The 14,017-nt window shown below is 71.9% G+C and carries 14 protein-coding genes; 7 read left to right on the plus strand and 7 right to left on the minus strand.

The features are described 5' to 3' along the window. On the minus strand, window positions 1–1,251 hold the full coding sequence (locus OG867_RS10935) for an Ig-like domain-containing protein (RefSeq protein ID WP_406284638.1): 1,251 nt from the start codon (window positions 1,249–1,251) through the stop codon (window positions 1–3). Window positions 1,252–1,669: 418 nt separating this feature from the next. Here OG867_RS10935 and OG867_RS10940 point away from each other — a divergent pair, with 418 nt between their 5' ends. Next, on the plus strand, window positions 1,670–1,858 hold the full coding sequence (locus OG867_RS10940) for a hypothetical protein (protein ID WP_328904556.1): 189 nt from the start codon (window positions 1,670–1,672) through the stop codon (window positions 1,856–1,858). Here the strand turns inward: OG867_RS10940 and hutH are convergent. The 5 genes from hutH to OG867_RS10965 all read right to left on the minus strand — a co-directional run bounded on the left by hutH (window position 1,839) and on the right by OG867_RS10965 (window position 7,859). After that, window positions 1,839–3,419 carry a histidine ammonia-lyase gene (gene hutH / locus OG867_RS10945; RefSeq protein WP_406290886.1) on the minus strand — a complete coding sequence of 527 codons (1,581 nt, stop codon included), beginning with the start codon at window positions 3,417–3,419 and terminating at the stop codon, window positions 1,839–1,841. The genes OG867_RS10940 and hutH overlap by 20 nt on opposite strands. 112 nt (window positions 3,420–3,531) lie before the next feature. Next, on the minus strand, window positions 3,532–4,713 hold the full coding sequence (locus tag OG867_RS10950) for a GGDEF domain-containing protein (RefSeq protein WP_328901947.1): 1,182 nt from the start codon (window positions 4,711–4,713) through the stop codon (window positions 3,532–3,534). 85 nt (window positions 4,714–4,798) lie between these two features. Next, window positions 4,799–5,611, minus strand: coding sequence for an enoyl-CoA hydratase-related protein (locus OG867_RS10955; protein WP_328901946.1), 813 nt, complete (start codon window positions 5,609–5,611; stop codon window positions 4,799–4,801). A gap of 77 nt (window positions 5,612–5,688) precedes the next feature. After that, complete coding sequence (locus tag OG867_RS10960) at window positions 5,689–6,870, minus strand: adenylate/guanylate cyclase domain-containing protein (RefSeq protein WP_328901945.1); 1,182 nt, start codon at window positions 6,868–6,870, stop codon at window positions 5,689–5,691. Between the two features lie 125 nt (window positions 6,871–6,995). Further along, the gene (locus OG867_RS10965; protein ID WP_406284642.1) at window positions 6,996–7,859 is read right to left on the minus strand and encodes a biotin--[acetyl-CoA-carboxylase] ligase; all 864 of its coding nucleotides are present in this window, start codon (window positions 7,857–7,859) and stop codon (window positions 6,996–6,998) included. A gap of 133 nt (window positions 7,860–7,992) precedes the next feature. Between OG867_RS10965 and OG867_RS10970 the strand changes: the two genes are divergently transcribed. The 4 genes from OG867_RS10970 to OG867_RS10985 all read left to right on the plus strand — a co-directional run bounded on the left by OG867_RS10970 (window position 7,993) and on the right by OG867_RS10985 (window position 10,681). Beyond that, window positions 7,993–9,576: an acyl-CoA carboxylase subunit beta gene (locus tag OG867_RS10970; protein WP_328901943.1), complete on the plus strand. Its 1,584-nt coding sequence runs from the start codon at window positions 7,993–7,995 to the stop codon at window positions 9,574–9,576. A 14-nt stretch (window positions 9,577–9,590) separates the two neighbouring features. Then, a complete protein-coding gene (locus tag OG867_RS10975) occupies window positions 9,591–9,797 on the plus strand; it encodes an acyl-CoA carboxylase subunit epsilon (RefSeq protein WP_328901942.1) in 207 nt (68 codons plus the stop codon). A gap of 67 nt (window positions 9,798–9,864) precedes the next feature. Continuing rightward, the gene (gene mmpB / locus OG867_RS10980; RefSeq protein ID WP_018101029.1) at window positions 9,865–9,993 is read left to right on the plus strand and encodes a morphogenic membrane protein MmpB; all 129 of its coding nucleotides are present in this window, start codon (window positions 9,865–9,867) and stop codon (window positions 9,991–9,993) included. 76 nt (window positions 9,994–10,069) lie between these two features. Beyond that, window positions 10,070–10,681 (plus strand): nucleoside triphosphate pyrophosphatase, encoded by a 612-nt coding sequence (locus OG867_RS10985; RefSeq protein WP_328901941.1) that lies wholly within the window; start codon window positions 10,070–10,072, stop codon window positions 10,679–10,681. 7 nt (window positions 10,682–10,688) lie between these two features. Here the strand turns inward: OG867_RS10985 and OG867_RS10990 are convergent, their stop codons facing one another. Continuing rightward, a complete protein-coding gene (locus tag OG867_RS10990) occupies window positions 10,689–11,156 on the minus strand; it encodes a hypothetical protein (RefSeq protein WP_406284645.1) in 468 nt (155 codons plus the stop codon). 372 nt (window positions 11,157–11,528) lie between these two features. Between OG867_RS10990 and OG867_RS10995 the strand changes: the two genes are divergently transcribed. Together OG867_RS10995 and OG867_RS11000 are read left to right on the plus strand one after the other, a co-directional pair. Further along, a complete protein-coding gene (locus tag OG867_RS10995) occupies window positions 11,529–13,283 on the plus strand; it encodes an acetyl/propionyl/methylcrotonyl-CoA carboxylase subunit alpha (RefSeq protein WP_406284647.1) in 1,755 nt (584 codons plus the stop codon). Between the two features lie 126 nt (window positions 13,284–13,409). After that, entirely contained in the window at window positions 13,410–14,009 is a 600-nt protein-coding gene (locus OG867_RS11000) for a TetR/AcrR family transcriptional regulator (protein ID WP_406284649.1), read from the plus strand. Window positions 14,010–14,017 lie beyond the last annotated feature (8 nt).

A 14,017-nucleotide genomic window follows, 5' to 3' on the forward strand; every position in this document is an offset into this window, starting at 1 on the left:
TCAGGCGTTGGAGCCCGCCGTCCACTCGGCCCAGCTCAGGTTCCAGCCGTTCAGGCCGTTGGAGGGCGGGATGGTCTTGTCGGGGGAGTTCTTGACGATGACGACGTCACCGACCATGGAGTTGTTGTAGAACCACGCGGCGGGCTGGTCCGCGTCACCGGCGCCCTTGACGTCCTGGAGGCCGACGCAGCCGTGGCTGGTGTTGACCTTGCCGAAGATGCCCTTGCCCCAGTAGTTGCCGTGGATGAAGGTGCCCGACGTGGACAGCCGCATGGCGTGCGGCACGTCCTTGATGTCGTACTCGCCCTTGCCGTCGTCGTCCGTGAAGCCGACGGTGGCGCCGTTCATCCGGGTCTCCTTGTACTTCTCGGAGATCACCATCTGGCCGTTGTACGTGGGGTTGTCGGGCCCGCCCGCGGAGATCGGGATGGTCTTGATCGTCTTGCCGTCCCGGGTGACGGTCATCATGTGCGTCTTGGCGTCCACCGTGGAGACCTGCGCGCGGCCGATCTTGAAGGTGACCGTCTTCTGCTGGACGCCGTAGACGCCGTCCGAGCCCTCGACGCCGTCCAGGGACAGCTTCAGGGTGACGGTCGAGCCGGCCTGCCAGTACTGATCGGGGCGCAGGTCGAGGCGCTGGTTGTTGAACCAGTGGCCGACGACCTCCTGGCCGCTGCTCGACGTCACCTTGATGCCGTCCTGGACGGCCTTGGTGTCGGTGATCGGCTTGTTGAAGTTGATCGAGACGGGCATGCCGACGCCGACGGTGGAGCCGTCCTCGGGGGTGAAGTTCCCGATGAAGCTCTTGTCGGGCGAGACGGTGGTGAAGGAGGCGTTCTCGTGGGCCTCGCGGTCCTTGGCGTCCTTCGCCGTGGCGCTGACCTTGTAGGTGGTCGAGCGCTCCAGCTGGGCGTCCGGCTGCCAGCTCGTGCCGTCGGCGGAGAGGGTGCCCTTGACGCTCTTGCCGTCCGCGCTGGTCATGGTGACCTCGGTCAGCTTGCCCTTGGCGACGGTGACCTTGGCGGCGTTGTTGATGCTCGCGTTGGTCGCGCCGTTCTTGGGCGTGATCGTTATCTGCGCCTCGGAGGTCTCCTGGGCCGCCGCCTTGTCGACGTCGGCCGCCTGGGATTTCGAGCTCTCGGGGCTCGGACCGCCCTTGTCGCCGCCGTCGTCGCAGGCGGAAAGCACCAGTACGCCGCCGAGCAGTGCGGACGCGGCCATCAGGCCCTTGCGCCGCTTGCTGTCCGTCATCACACGCTTCTCCATCGTTGCCGAAATCCCCAAAAACCCCGAACAAGGCCGCCAACGGCGAAACCCCGTCAATGTTCCAGAACCCCTTGTACGGGATCCCCGTTCCACGTGCGTCGAATGTGTGGGGAACACCACTCTTCGACGCCGTGCCGGGGGCGGTGGTTCCCGCGTCCGCGACACGGACCGGCCCGGGTCCGCCGCGAGCGGGCAGCGCCTGCGTTCCCGCAGGTCGGACCCGCCGCTACGGGCCGCCGAAGCCGTCGCCCTCCCTCCCATTGTGCGGGACGCCCGGGATGTGCCCCGTCGTGCACGCATTCCCCGGCGCCCTCGCCGCCATGCGTTCACCGGGGCTCTGGCGTGAGGCGGGTGACGGCCCTAGCATCGGGACGAGCCGGCCGTCGCAAGGGAGACCGATTTCGTGGCCATCGCCCTCCGCCCGCTCCTGACCGCCACCGCCGCGGGGACGCTGCTCTGCGCCCTGTGGTTCGTCCCGTCGGCCAACGCCACGGGCGATACGGGCACCGCGCCCGGAGCCGCGGCGACAACGGGCGACGACGCGGATTCCGGCGCGCTCCCCGGGATCGGGCTCAGGCCAGCGGCCCGGTGACCGGCTCCACGGCGGAGACCACCCCGCCCGCCCGTACGAAGGCGTCGGCGGCGGCCAGGTCCGGCGACAGGAAGCGGTCGGGGCCGGGGCCCTCGACACCGGCGGCCCGCAGCGCCTCGATGACGGCGCGCGTGGCGGGCGCCGGGGTCAGCCCCTGCTGAGCGCGCAGCTCGACCGCGCGGGTCGCCGCGTACAGCTCGACGGCGACGATCCGGGCGAGGTTGCCGACGGCGGTACGCAGCTTGCGCGCGGCGGACCAGCCCATCGAGACGTGGTCCTCCTGCATGGCGGAGGACGGGATGGAGTCGGCGGAGGCCGGGACGGCGAGCCGCTTCATCTCGCTGACCAGGGCGGCCTGGGTGTACTGGGCGATCATCAGACCGGAGTCCACGCCCGCGTCGTCGGCCAGGAACGGCGGCAGCCCGTGCGACCGGTTCTTGTCGAGCAGCCGGTCGGTACGGCGCTCGGTGATCGAGCCCAGGTCCGCGGCGGCGATGGCCAGGAAGTCCAGGACGTAGGCGACGGGCGCCCCGTGGAAGTTGCCGTTGGACTCCACCCGCCCTCCCCCACTCTCAACTCCGTTCGAGCGGGAGGTGCCCCCTCGGAGGACCACCGGATTGTCCACGGCGGCCGCCAGCTCGCGGTCGGCGACGGTCGCGGCGTACGCGAGGGTGTCCCGGCCCGCCCCGTTGACCTGCGGCGCGCACCGCACCGAGTAGGCGTCCTGGACGCGCGGCGCGTCATCCTGATGGTGGCCGGTGAGACCGGAGCCCGCGAGAACCCGCAGCATGTTGTCCGCGCTGGCGCCCTGGCCGGGGTGCGGGCGGATGGCGTGCAGCTCGGGCGCGAGGACCTTGTCCGTGCCGAGCAGGGCCTCCAGGGAGAGGGCGGCCGTGATGTCGGCCGAGGTGTAGAGCGTCCGCAGATCGGCCAGGGCCATGATCAGCATGCCGAGCATGCCGTCGGTGCCGTTGAGGAGGGCCAGGCCCTCCTTCTCGCGCAGCTCGACCGGGGCGATGCCGTGCGCGGCGAGGAGTTCCCCGGCCGGGCGGACGGTGCCGTCGGGGCCCTCCGCGTCGCCCTCGCCCATCAGGGCCAGCGCGCAGTGCGACAGGGGCGCCAGGTCGCCGGAGCAGCCGAGCGATCCGTACTCGTGGACGACGGGGGTGATCCCGGCGTTCAGCAGGTCGGCCATGGTCTGCGCGACCTCGGGGCGTACGCCGGTGTGGCCGGAGGCGACCGTCTTCAGCCGGAGGAACATCAGCGCCCGGACGACCTCGCGCTCGACGTGCGGGCCCATGCCGGCGGCGTGCGAGCGGACGATGTTGCGCTGCAGCTGGGCACGCAGCTCCGGGCTGATGTGACGGCTGGCCAGGGCACCGAAGCCGGTCGAGACCCCGTAGACCGGCTCGGGCTTCGCGGCGAGCGCGTCCACGATCTCGCGCGCGGCGGCCAGCGCGGCCACCGCGTTGGCGGAGAGCTCGACACGGGCGTTGCCGCGGGCCACGGCGATGACGTCCTGAGCGGTGGTACCGGACGTCCCCACCACGACTGTATGCATATCCATATTCAGCAGCGTACGGATTGAAACCCTTCATGTCACCAGTGGTCGGCGGGTTGAACCCTTACGCGAACCCAGACGCGAACGCCGACGCGCGTGCCGGTCGTACGGGTCAGTGCTCGGGCGGATTGCCGCGCAGCCGGCGGCGGTCGTGCGGGGACTTCGGCGGGGAGTCCGCCAGCCGGATGACCTCGTCGTCGCGCCCCGCCACCACCGGGCGGTCCGAGCGGGCCGCCTTCGCCCGGTACTGCGCCGCGTCCGCCAGCCGGAACAGCCGCCGGGCCGAGACCACGGGCCCGATCTCGTCGCCGGTGGACGCGATCCCGCAGGCGACCCCGTTGCCGAACTCGAGCCCGGCCGCCCGCTCGCACAGCTCGGTGGCCACGGCGACCACCTCGTCCGCCCCGGGACCCACGGCCAGCAGGCAGAACTCGTCGCCGCCCAGCCGGGCCGCCAGCGCGCCGGGCAGTATGGCGCCGCACCGCGACAGCACCGAGCCGAAACGTTCCAGCAGCCGGTCCCCGACCGCGTGGCCATGGGTGTCGTTGACCCACTTCAGCCCGTTCAGGTCGCAGACGACCAGGCTGACCACCGCCCCGTCCGCCCGGTGCCGCTCCAGCGCCTCGTCCAGCCGCACATCGACGGCCCTGCGGTTGGCGAGGCCGGTCAGCGGGTCCGTGAAGGCCAGCTTGCGGACCTCCTCCAAGCGCTCGGTCTGGGCGAGCCCGGCGGCCACCACGGCGGCCAGCACCGTCGCGAAGTCGGCGTCCGCGCGCCCGAAGACCGGTTCGCCCACCGGCCGTGCCACGTACAGCTCGCCCCACGCCCGCCCGTGCAGCACGATCGGCGCGACCACGCAGCAGCCCCGCCCGCGCCGGCGCAGCGCCGCCACCCGCTGGTGGCAGTAGCCGGGCCCGTACCCGTGCGCACCGGCCACCGGCCGCCGGCCCGGCCCCCCGTCCACCGGACCCTCGGCGGTCTCCACCCAGGCGTCCGGCTCGCCGCCCCCGGCCCACCGTTCGTGCAGGAACTCGGTGATCTCCGGGAACCGGTGGACCGGATAGACCTCCTCCTCGGGGAACTCCTCCTCGCCCTCGGCCCGCTCACCCGCGTTGACCAGGACCCTCAGCCGGCCCCGGTCGCGCTCCCAGACCGAGAGCGCGGCGAAGCTGCCGCCCAGCGCCTCGCAGGCCCCCAGGGCGGCAGCTCGCCAGCACCCCCGGGGCGTCTGCGCCGCGGCCATCGTCTGCGCCAGCGAGACCACGGCGCGCAGTCGTGCGTCGTCACCACCCATTGCGCCAGTTTAGGGCGATATGGCCTCAGCGATCACTCGGCGACTCCGGAGCGTGATCGATCCACCCGGAAACGGGCACCCAGGGTCACTCCCCCGGCCAGTTCGCCTTCCGCTTCTCGTTGAACGCGGCCACGCCCTCCGCCCGGTCCCCGGAGAAGGCCACCGACCGCCACGCGGAGTCCTCGACCTCAAGCCCGGCCCGCAGATCGAGCCCGTGCCCGAGCCGCAGCGCCCGCTTGGCCGCCCGCAGCCCGACCGGCGAGTTCGCGGCGATCCGGCCGGCCAGGGCCAGCGCCTCGGCCCGGTCCTCACCCTCGGCCACCAGCTCGTCCACCAGACCCAGCTCCCGGGCCTCGGGGCCGTGCACCCGGCGGGCGCTGAAGATCAGCTCGGCGGCGCGCGCGGCCCCGACCCGGCGGGGCAGCAGCTGGGTGCCGCCGCCGCCCGGAATGACGCCGACGGAGACCTCGGGCAAGCCCACCAGGGCGGTCGGGTCGGCGACGATCAGGTCGCAGGACAGGGCCAGCTCGAAGCCGCCGCCCAGGGCGAAGCCGTGCACGGCGGCGATCGTCGGCATGGGCAGCTCCAGCACACCGGTGTAGGCGGCGCGGGCGGTGGGCCGCTGACGCACCAGATCGGCGTCGGAGAAGGAGTTGCGCTCCTTGAGGTCCGCGCCCACGCAGAAGGCCCGCTCGTGGCTGGAGGTCAGGACGGTGACACGTACGTCCCGGTCGGCGGCGAGCGCGTCGCAGGCGGCGGCGATCGAGCGGGCCATGTCCGTGGACACCGCGTTCATGGCCTTCGGCCGGTCGAGAACCAGCTCGGCGACATGCTCAAGGCCCTCGTGACCCCGGACGACGACGAACTCCCCGTACCGCTGCTCGGACGTGACGGTCATGCGTGCACTCCTGTCGGTTAACGATCGTTACCGAAGGGATCCTAGAGCTCTTCCCCGAAAGGGTGTGCGGAACGGATTCAGGACGTGCCGCGCCGGGCCAGCAGCCAGGGTTCGACCACGCCGAGGCCGCGGACCGGGCGCTGCCACATCGGCTGGAGCCCGTAGCGGTACTTCGGCACCGGGACCACCTCGGCGTCCGGGCCCTCCTTCCCGGCCCGCTCCGCCGCCGCGGCGGCCTCCTCGGCCGCGCGCGCCTCGGAGACCGGGGCGTCGCCCGTACGCGTCAGCTCCTTGGCGAACGCCCCGTCGACGAGCACCGCGTCCTTGGGCGCTATCGACGTAAGACGGCTGGCCAGGTTCACCGTGGTGCCGAAGACATCGCCCATCCGGGTGGTGACCGTGCCGAAGGCGATGCCGACCCGGAGCGCCGGCATGGTCTCGTCCACGGTCATCGCCTCCACGAGGCGCAGCGCGATCTCGGCGGCGGTGCCCGCGTCGTCGGCGGCGAACAGGACCTCGTCGCCGAGGGTCTTGATGAGCCGGCCGCCGTGCGCCGCGACCAGGTCGGCGCAGGTGGTCTCGAAGGACTCGACCAGTTCGCCGAGCTCCTCCTCCTCCAGGCGGCGGGTGAGCCGGGTGAAGCCGACGAGGTCCGCGAAGCCCACGGCCAGGCGCCGGTCGACCATCTCGTCGTCATCGGCCGCCTGCACGACCCGGCCCGTGGCGGCCGCGAGCTGGCGCCGCCACACGTACACCAGGAACTCCTCCAGCTCGGGCAGGAGCAGTTCGACCAGGGGGTACGTGACCTCGGTGCGGGTCATACCGGGCTCGGGGGGCTCGGTCAGGCCCTCCAGGAAGGAGTCGATCTGCCATTCGGCCAGCCGGGCGGTGGTCTGCCCGGTCGACCGGGCGACCTGGATCGCCATCGGCTCGCTGAGCAGTCCGGCCTCCACCAGACCGGAGAGCCGCCTCAGGGCCAGCACGTCGGCCTCCGTGAGCGCCTTGGCCTGGCCGATGTCCGCGAAGCCCATGGCCCGCCAGAAGCGGGAGGCCAGGTCCATGGAGACGCCGGCCGTGCGGGCCGCCTGGAACGGCGTGTACCGGCGGTCGGCGCCCAGGATCAGCTGTTCCAGCCGGATCGCGAGGGGGTCGTCGGTCGGCTCGGCCGTGTGGTCGACTTCGTGGTGCGGTGTGGCGTGCACCGAGGAGTCCGACGACTGCTGCGCTCCATCGCCGGAGGTCGTGTCGTCGACGGTCACCAGCCGCCTCCTGCCCGTTCCCTGCGCACTGCCCTGCCGATCTGTCCGTCGGTGGATCACCTCAACGATACGGCAGGTGTGCCCTACCTCACGTCCTCAGGGCACGAGCCCCGGACGCCTCGGGTTCAGGTCAGGCCGCCCGCCGCGCCCCGCAGGTGCACGATGTCGCCCGCGGAGACCGGTTCGCGCAGTCCGCCGTCGGTGGCCAGGACGAGCCGGCCGTCCCCGTCGACGGCGACGGCCTCACCGGTGAGCGTGCGGTCGCCGGGCAGCTGGGCCCGTACGGCCTTGCCGAGGGTCGCGCAGCCCGCCGCGTACGCCTCCTGCACCCCGCTCGCCCCCGCGTCGCCGTCCGCGTCCCGCCAGAGCCCGTACCAGTGCTCCAGGGACCGCAGGACACCCCGCAGCAGCGTCTCGCGGTCGGTGGAGACCGCGCCGGCCAGGGCGAGCGAGGCGGCGGTGGGGGCGGGGAGCTCGTCGGCGCGCAGGGAGACGTTGAGGCCGATACCGATGACGACGCCGTCGCCGGCCCGCTCGGCGAGGATGCCGCCGGTCTTGCGCTCCTCGCCACCCACCGTGACGAGCAGGTCGTTGGGCCACTTCAGGGCCATGTCGACGCCCGCCGCGCGCGCCAGACCGGTCGCGGCGGCGACCCCGGTGAGCAGCGGCAGCCAGCCCCAGCGCTCCGCCGGCACGTCCCCGGGGGTCAGGTAGACGGAGAAGAACAGGCCCGAGCGCGCCGGGGCGGTCCAGGTGCGCTCCAGGCGCCCGCGCCCGGCGGTCTGCTCCTCGGCGACGAGGACCGTGCCCTCGGCGAGACCCGCCGCGCGCGCGGCGAGATCGGTGTTGGTGGAGCCGGTGGACCCGACCACGTCGAGGGCGGTCCACAGCGAGCCGGGCCGCAGCAGTCCGCGGCGCAGCGCGGGGACGTTGAGGGGCGGCCGGTCGAGGTCCGACCAACGGCTCTGTGGCGCATCCGAAGGTGTCATGCAAGCCACCCTAGGTGTGTCAAAGGACGCACTGCCGAACCGTATCCGCGCCGATACGCTACGGCTCAGTAGCTGTTCGTCAGCAGATCAGCAGCCAAGTCGTCCCCGTGACCAGGCAGGGAGCCGCCACCCGATGTCCGAGCCGGAAGAGACCGACATCCACACGACCGCGGGCAAGCTCGCGGACCTGCAGCGCCGTATCGACGAGGCGACCCACGCCGGGTCGGCGCGCGCGGTGGAGAAGCAGCACGCGAAGGGCAAGCTGACGGCGCGCGAGCGCGTCGAGCTGCTGCTCGACGAGGGTTCCTTCGTGGAGCTCGACGAGTTCGCCCGGCATCGCTCGACCAACTTCGGCATCGAGAAGAACCGCCCGTACGGGGACGGCGTCGTCACCGGCTACGGCACGGTCGACGGCCGTCCCGTCTGCGTCTACTCGCAGGACTTCACCATCTTCGGCGGCTCGCTGGGCGAGGTCTACGGTGAGAAGATCGTCAAGGTGATGGACTTCGCGCTGAAGACCGGCTGCCCGGTCATCGGCATCAACGACGGCGGCGGCGCCCGCATCCAGGAGGGCGTCGCGGCGCTGGGGCTCTTCGCGGAGATCTTCCGGCGCAACGTGCACGCCTCGGGTGTGGTCCCGCAGATCTCGCTGATCGTCGGCCCGTGCGCGGGCGGCGCGGTGTACTCCCCCGCGATCACCGACTTCACGGTGATGGTCGACCAGACCTCGCACATGTTCATCACGGGCCCGGACGTCATCAAGACGGTCACCGGTGAGGACGTCGGCTTCGAGGAACTGGGCGGAGCCCGTACGCACAACACCACCTCGGGCGTCGCGCACCACATGGCGGGCGACGAGAAGGACGCCATCGAGTACGTCAAGTCGCTGCTGTCCTACCTCCCGTCGAACAACCTCTCGGAGGCCCCGGCCTTCCCGGAGGAGGCGGACCTGACGGTGAGCGACGAGGACCGCGAGCTGGACACGCTCATCCCGGACTCGGCGAACCAGCCGTACGACATGCACACCGCGATCGAGCACGTGCTGGACGACGGCGAGTTCCTGGAGACCCAGGCCCTGTTCGCGCCGAACATCATCACCGGCTTCGGCCGCGTCGAGGGCTACCCGGTCGGCATCGTCGCCAACCAGCCGATGCAGTTCGCCGGCTGTCTGGACATCAACGCCAGTGAGAAGGCGGCGCGTTTCGTCCGCACCTGCGACGCGTTCAACGTGCCGGTACTGACCTTCGTGGACGTGCCGGGCTTCCTGCCGGGCGTCGACCAGGAGTACGGCGGCATCATCCGGCGCGGCGCCAAGCTGATCTACGCGTACGCGGAGGCGACGGTCCCGCTGATCACGGTGATCACGCGCAAGGCGTTCGGCGGCGCGTACGACGTCATGGGCTCCAAGCACCTGGGCGCCGACATCAACCTCGCCTGGCCGACCGCGCAGATCGCCGTCATGGGCGCGCAGGGCGCGGTGAACATCCTGCACCGCCGCACGATCGCCGCCGCCGAGGATCAGGACGCCACGCGCGCCGAACTGATCGCGGACTACGAGGACACGCTCCTCAATCCGTACGTGGCCGCCGAACGCGGGTACGTGGACGCGGTCATCATGCCGTCCGACACCAGGGCCCACGTGGTCAAGGGCCTGCGCCAGCTCCGCACCAAGCGCGAGTCCCTGCCGCCCAAGAAGCACGGCAACATCCCCCTCTAGAAAGGGTCCTGGCCATGATCAAGGTCGTACGGGGCAACCCGACCCCGGAGGAACTGGCCGCCGCGCTCGCGGTCGTCCAGGCCCGTGCCGCCGCGGTGTCCGCGCTGCCGTCCAACACGCCGGCACCCCCGGCCGGCTGGTCCCACCCGAGCCGCCTGGCCCGAAGCGGCCGCCACCTGCCGGGCCCGCGCGCCTGGGCCCGTACGTACTGGCCCGCGTGACCGCTGGGGCGGCGGTTGAGTACGCGTACTCAGGCGCCGCCCGAGCCCTCCGCAGCAGGATCGGACCATGCTCTGGTCCGACCCCGAGAACAAGCCCCCCAAGGAACTCCGCGACGCGGAAACGATGATGCGCCGAGCGGGCCTGATCCTGGCCCTGGCGATGGTCGTCGCGATGTTCGTGCTGGGCACGCGCTGACGCGTTTCCAGCCCCTCCGGCGATTGAGGAGCGGGGATCCGGGGGCAGCGCCCCCGCAACGGCCCGCGTCCGTACGATGGCGCCCATGACCGCACCCCGCCGCCTCGTACTCGCCTCCGCCTCCCCGGCCCGACTGGGCCTGCTCCGCCAAGCCGGCCTCGCCCCGGAAGTCATCGTCAGCGGCGTGGACGAGGACGCCCTCACCGCAGACACCCCCGCAGAACTCGCCCTCGTCCTCGCCCAGGCCAAGGCGGCCGTCGTCGCCGCGCTCCCCGAGGCCGCCGGCGCCCTGGTGATCGGCTGCGACTCCGTGCTGGAGCTCGACGGGCAGGCGCTCGGCAAGCCCGCCGACGCCGAGGAGGCCACCGCCCGCTGGAAGTCCATGCGCGGCCGCGCCGGGGTCCTGCGGACCGGGCACAGCCTGACGGACACCACGAACGGCCGCACGGTCTCGCGGACGGCGTCCACCACGGTGCGCTTCGGGGAGCCGACGGACGCCGAGATCGCCGCCTACGTGGCCTCCGGCGAACCGCTGCACGTGGCGGGCGCCTTCACCCTGGACGGGCGCTCGGCGCCGTTCGTGGACTCCATCGAGGGCGACCCGGGCAACGTCATCGGGCTCTCGCTGCCACTGCTGCGCCGCCTGCTGAACGAGCTCGGCATCGAGATCACCGACCTCTGGGCCTGAGCGGGGGTCAGGCCGGCTCGGGCTCCGGCTCGGGCCCGGCCGCCTCGGGAGCGGCCTTCCCGGACCGGGCGGCCGGCTCGGCACCGTACGCCACCAGGACGAGCACGATCAGGCCGAGCGTCACCATCATCCAGGCGAACGCCGTCCAGCCGACGAGTCCGACCGTCAGCGCGCCGAGCACGCCGTGGACGACCGCGCAGCAGATGAGCACGATCCGGCCGACGCGCCCCGGGCCCCGGTCGCGGACTCCCGCCACCACGAGCAGCACGGCGCACAGGAGCAGGAAGATCCCGGAGACCCCGCCGAGCGCCCAGGTGCCCTTGGACATCGCCTCGGGGTCCGTACCGGCGAGGGACATGTCCTGGTTCTTCACGACCGTGCCCAGGACCACGTTGATGATCACGATCCCCACGGCCTCCACGGCCAGCACGAGCGCGGCCAAGAAGGCGACCAGCCTGCGCACCACGACACTCACCCCCTGTTACCAGCAGTACGTGCAATAGCGCGGACCCTACTAACGGGTAATGGCCACGACAAGGGCTGTGCGCGACCCGGACGCACCCCCGCCCGTCCGGGCTTTCGTGACTCGGGCAAAGAATTGCCCACCCCTTAGTGGGAACTCCACAAAGAATCACGGTAAGTCGCTGCCCGTGCCGATAGAGACCTGGGCCACACCTGGTCGCTACTGTGCGGGTTCAGAACCCGGCGTACCGTGGTGGCACAAGGGATTTCGCGACTCGAGCACACCTCGAATCACACTCCGTGTGGGCAAGCTCACCATTGGGGACGGGTCGTAGGACCGTGTCGGTAGTCCCTAAACTCAGCTTGTTTCAAGGAGGGAGCCATCGTGCGCAAGGTGCTCATCGCCAACCGTGGCGAAATCGCTGTTCGTGTTGCCCGGGCCTGCCGGGACGCGGGTATCGGCAGCGTGGCCGTCTACGCCGATCCGGACCGTGACGCTCTGCACGTCCGTGCGGCCGACGAGGCATTCGCTCTGGGCGGTGACACCCCGGCGGCCAGCTATCTGGACATCGCCAAGGTGCTCCAGGCTGCCAAGGACTCCGGGGCGGACGCGATCCACCCGGGTTACGGCTTCCTCTCGGAGAACGCCGAGTTCGCCCAGGCCGTGCTGGACGCCGGTCTGACGTGGATCGGCCCGCCGCCGCAGGCGATTCGGGACCTCGGTGACAAGGTCGCCGCCCGCCACATCGCGCAGCGCGCCGGTGCCCCGCTGGTCGCGGGCACCCCTGACCCGGTCTCGGGCTCCGCGGAGGTCGTCGCCTTCGCCGAGCAGAACGGCCTGCCGATCGCGATCAAGGCGGCGTTCGGCGGCGGCGGCCGCGGCCTGAAGGTCGCGCGCACGCTGGAGGAGATCCCGGAGCTGTACGACTCCGCCGTCCGCGAGGCGGTCGCCGCGTTCGGGCGCGGGGAGTGCTTCGTGGAGCGCTACCTCGACAAGCCGCGGCACGTGGAGACCCAGTGCCTGGCCGACACCCACGGCAACGTGGTCGTCGTCTCGACGCGTGACTGCTCGCTCCAGCGCCGTCACCAGAAGCTCGTGGAGGAGGCCCCGGCCCCCTTCCTGTCCGACGCGCAGAACGCCGAGCTGTACGCCGCGTCCAAGGCGATCCTGAAGGAGGCCGGCTACGTCGGCGCCGGCACGGTCGAGTTCCTGGTCGGCATGGACGGCACGATCTCCTTCCTGGAGGTCAACACGCGCCTCCAGGTGGAGCACCCGGTGACCGAGGAGGTCTCCGGCATCGACCTGGTCCGCGAGATGTTCCGGATCGCCGACGGCGAGGCACTGGGTTACGACGACCCCGCCTCGCGCGGTCACTCGTTCGAGTTCCGGATCAACGGCGAGGACCCGGGCCGGGGCTTCCTGCCGGCGCCCGGCACGGTGACGAGGTTCGACGCGCCGAGCGGTCCGGGCGTGCGCCTGGACGCGGGCGTGGAGTCCGGCTCGGTCATCGGCCCCGCCTGGGACTCGCTGCTCGCCAAGCTCATCGTGACCGGTGCGACGCGTGAGCAGGCACTCCAGCGGGCGGCGCGCGCCCTGGCGGAGTTCCACGTCGAGGGTATGGCGACCGCCATCCCGTTCCACCGTGCGGTCGTGACGGACCCGGCGTTCACCGCCGACCCGTTCCGCGTCCACACCCGCTGGATCGAGACGGAGTTCGTCAACGAGATCAAGCCGTTCGCCGCGCCCGCCGAGGCGGAGGCCGACGACGAGGCCGGCCGCGAGACGGTGGTCGTGGAGGTCGGCGGCAAGCGCCTGGAGGTCTCGCTGCCCTCCTCGCTCGGCATGAGCCTGGCCCGTACCGGCCTCGCGGCGGGCGCCAAGCCCAAGCGCCGCGCGGCGAAGAAGTCCGGCTCGGCCGTCTCCGGCGACACCCTCGCCTCCCCGATGCAGGGCACGATCGTGAAGATCGCCGTGGAGGAGGGCCAGGAGGTCAAGGAGGGCGACCTGATCGTCGTCCTGGAGGCCATGAAGATGGAGCAGCCGCTGAACGCGCACCGCTCCGGCACGGTCAAGGGCCTGGCCGCCGAGGTCGGCAGCTCGATCTCCTCGGGCGCCGTCATCTGCGAGATCAAGGACTGACCCGCGTCTTCCCCGCCGGTGCCCCGGTCATGTCGTCGGACGTGACCGGGGCACCGGCGCATTCGGGAACGGTGGCCGCCCGCGCGATGGCATCCTGGAGACCGGGGAGACAGGAAGGACCGCACCATGGCGATGAGTACGGCAGGGACGCCGGCCCGGCCCATGCGTGCCGACGCGCGCCGGAACTACGGCCGGCTGCTGGCGGAGGCCCGTACCGCCTTCGCGGAACACGGCACCGACGCGTCCCTGGAGGACATCGCCCGGCGCGCGGGGGTGGGCATCGGCACGCTGTACCGCCACTTCCCGACCCGGCACGCCCTGATGAGCGCGGTCTTCCAGGAGGCGGTGGCCTCCCTGATCACCCGCTCCCGCGAACTCGCCGGCTCGGACCAGCCGTGCGCCGCGCTGGTGGAGTGGCTGGGCGCGATCGTCACCCACGCGGGCGAGTACCGCGGCCTGGCCCAGGCCCTCATGTCGACCTGCCACGACGAGAGTTCGGCCCTGGCCCGCTGCAACACCCCCCTGCGCGAGGCAGGCTCGGCACTCCTGAACCGGGCCCAGTCGTCGGGCACGGTCCGCCCGGACGTCTCGATAGACGACCTGATGCAACTGACCAACGCCATCGCCCTGGCGGCGGAACAGTCCCCGGACGACCCCGAACTGGCAAACCGCCTACTGAAGCTGACGCTACGAGGGCTGGCACATTCAAGCCCCTCCGGCGATTGAGGAGCGGG

Origin of the sequence: Streptomyces sp. NBC_00209, from assembly GCF_045206345.1 — a bacterium.
Lineage (GTDB): Bacteria > Actinomycetota > Actinomycetes > Streptomycetales > Streptomycetaceae > Streptomyces.

Excerpts from the sequence above, each read along its gene's own strand:
- OG867_RS10935 (WP_406284638.1), bottom strand. The coding sequence starts at position 1,251 with ATGACGGACAGCAAGCGGCGCAAGGGCCTGATGGCCGCGTCCGCACTG.
- hutH (WP_406290886.1), bottom strand. The coding sequence starts at position 3,419 with ATGCATACAGTCGTGGTGGGGACGTCCGGTACCACCGCTCAGGACGTC.
- OG867_RS10950 (WP_328901947.1), bottom strand. The coding sequence starts at position 4,713 with ATGGGTGGTGACGACGCACGACTGCGCGCCGTGGTCTCGCTGGCGCAG.
- OG867_RS10955 (WP_328901946.1), bottom strand. The coding sequence starts at position 5,611 with ATGACCGTCACGTCCGAGCAGCGGTACGGGGAGTTCGTCGTCGTCCGG.
- OG867_RS10965 (WP_406284642.1), bottom strand. The coding sequence starts at position 7,859 with ATGACACCTTCGGATGCGCCACAGAGCCGTTGGTCGGACCTCGACCGG.
- OG867_RS10970 (WP_328901943.1), top strand. The coding sequence starts at position 7,993 with ATGTCCGAGCCGGAAGAGACCGACATCCACACGACCGCGGGCAAGCTC.
- OG867_RS10975 (WP_328901942.1), top strand. The coding sequence starts at position 9,591 with ATGATCAAGGTCGTACGGGGCAACCCGACCCCGGAGGAACTGGCCGCC.
- mmpB (WP_018101029.1), top strand. The coding sequence starts at position 9,865 with ATGCTCTGGTCCGACCCCGAGAACAAGCCCCCCAAGGAACTCCGCGAC.
- OG867_RS10985 (WP_328901941.1), top strand. The coding sequence starts at position 10,070 with ATGGCGCCCATGACCGCACCCCGCCGCCTCGTACTCGCCTCCGCCTCC.
- OG867_RS11000 (WP_406284649.1), top strand. The coding sequence starts at position 13,410 with ATGGCGATGAGTACGGCAGGGACGCCGGCCCGGCCCATGCGTGCCGAC.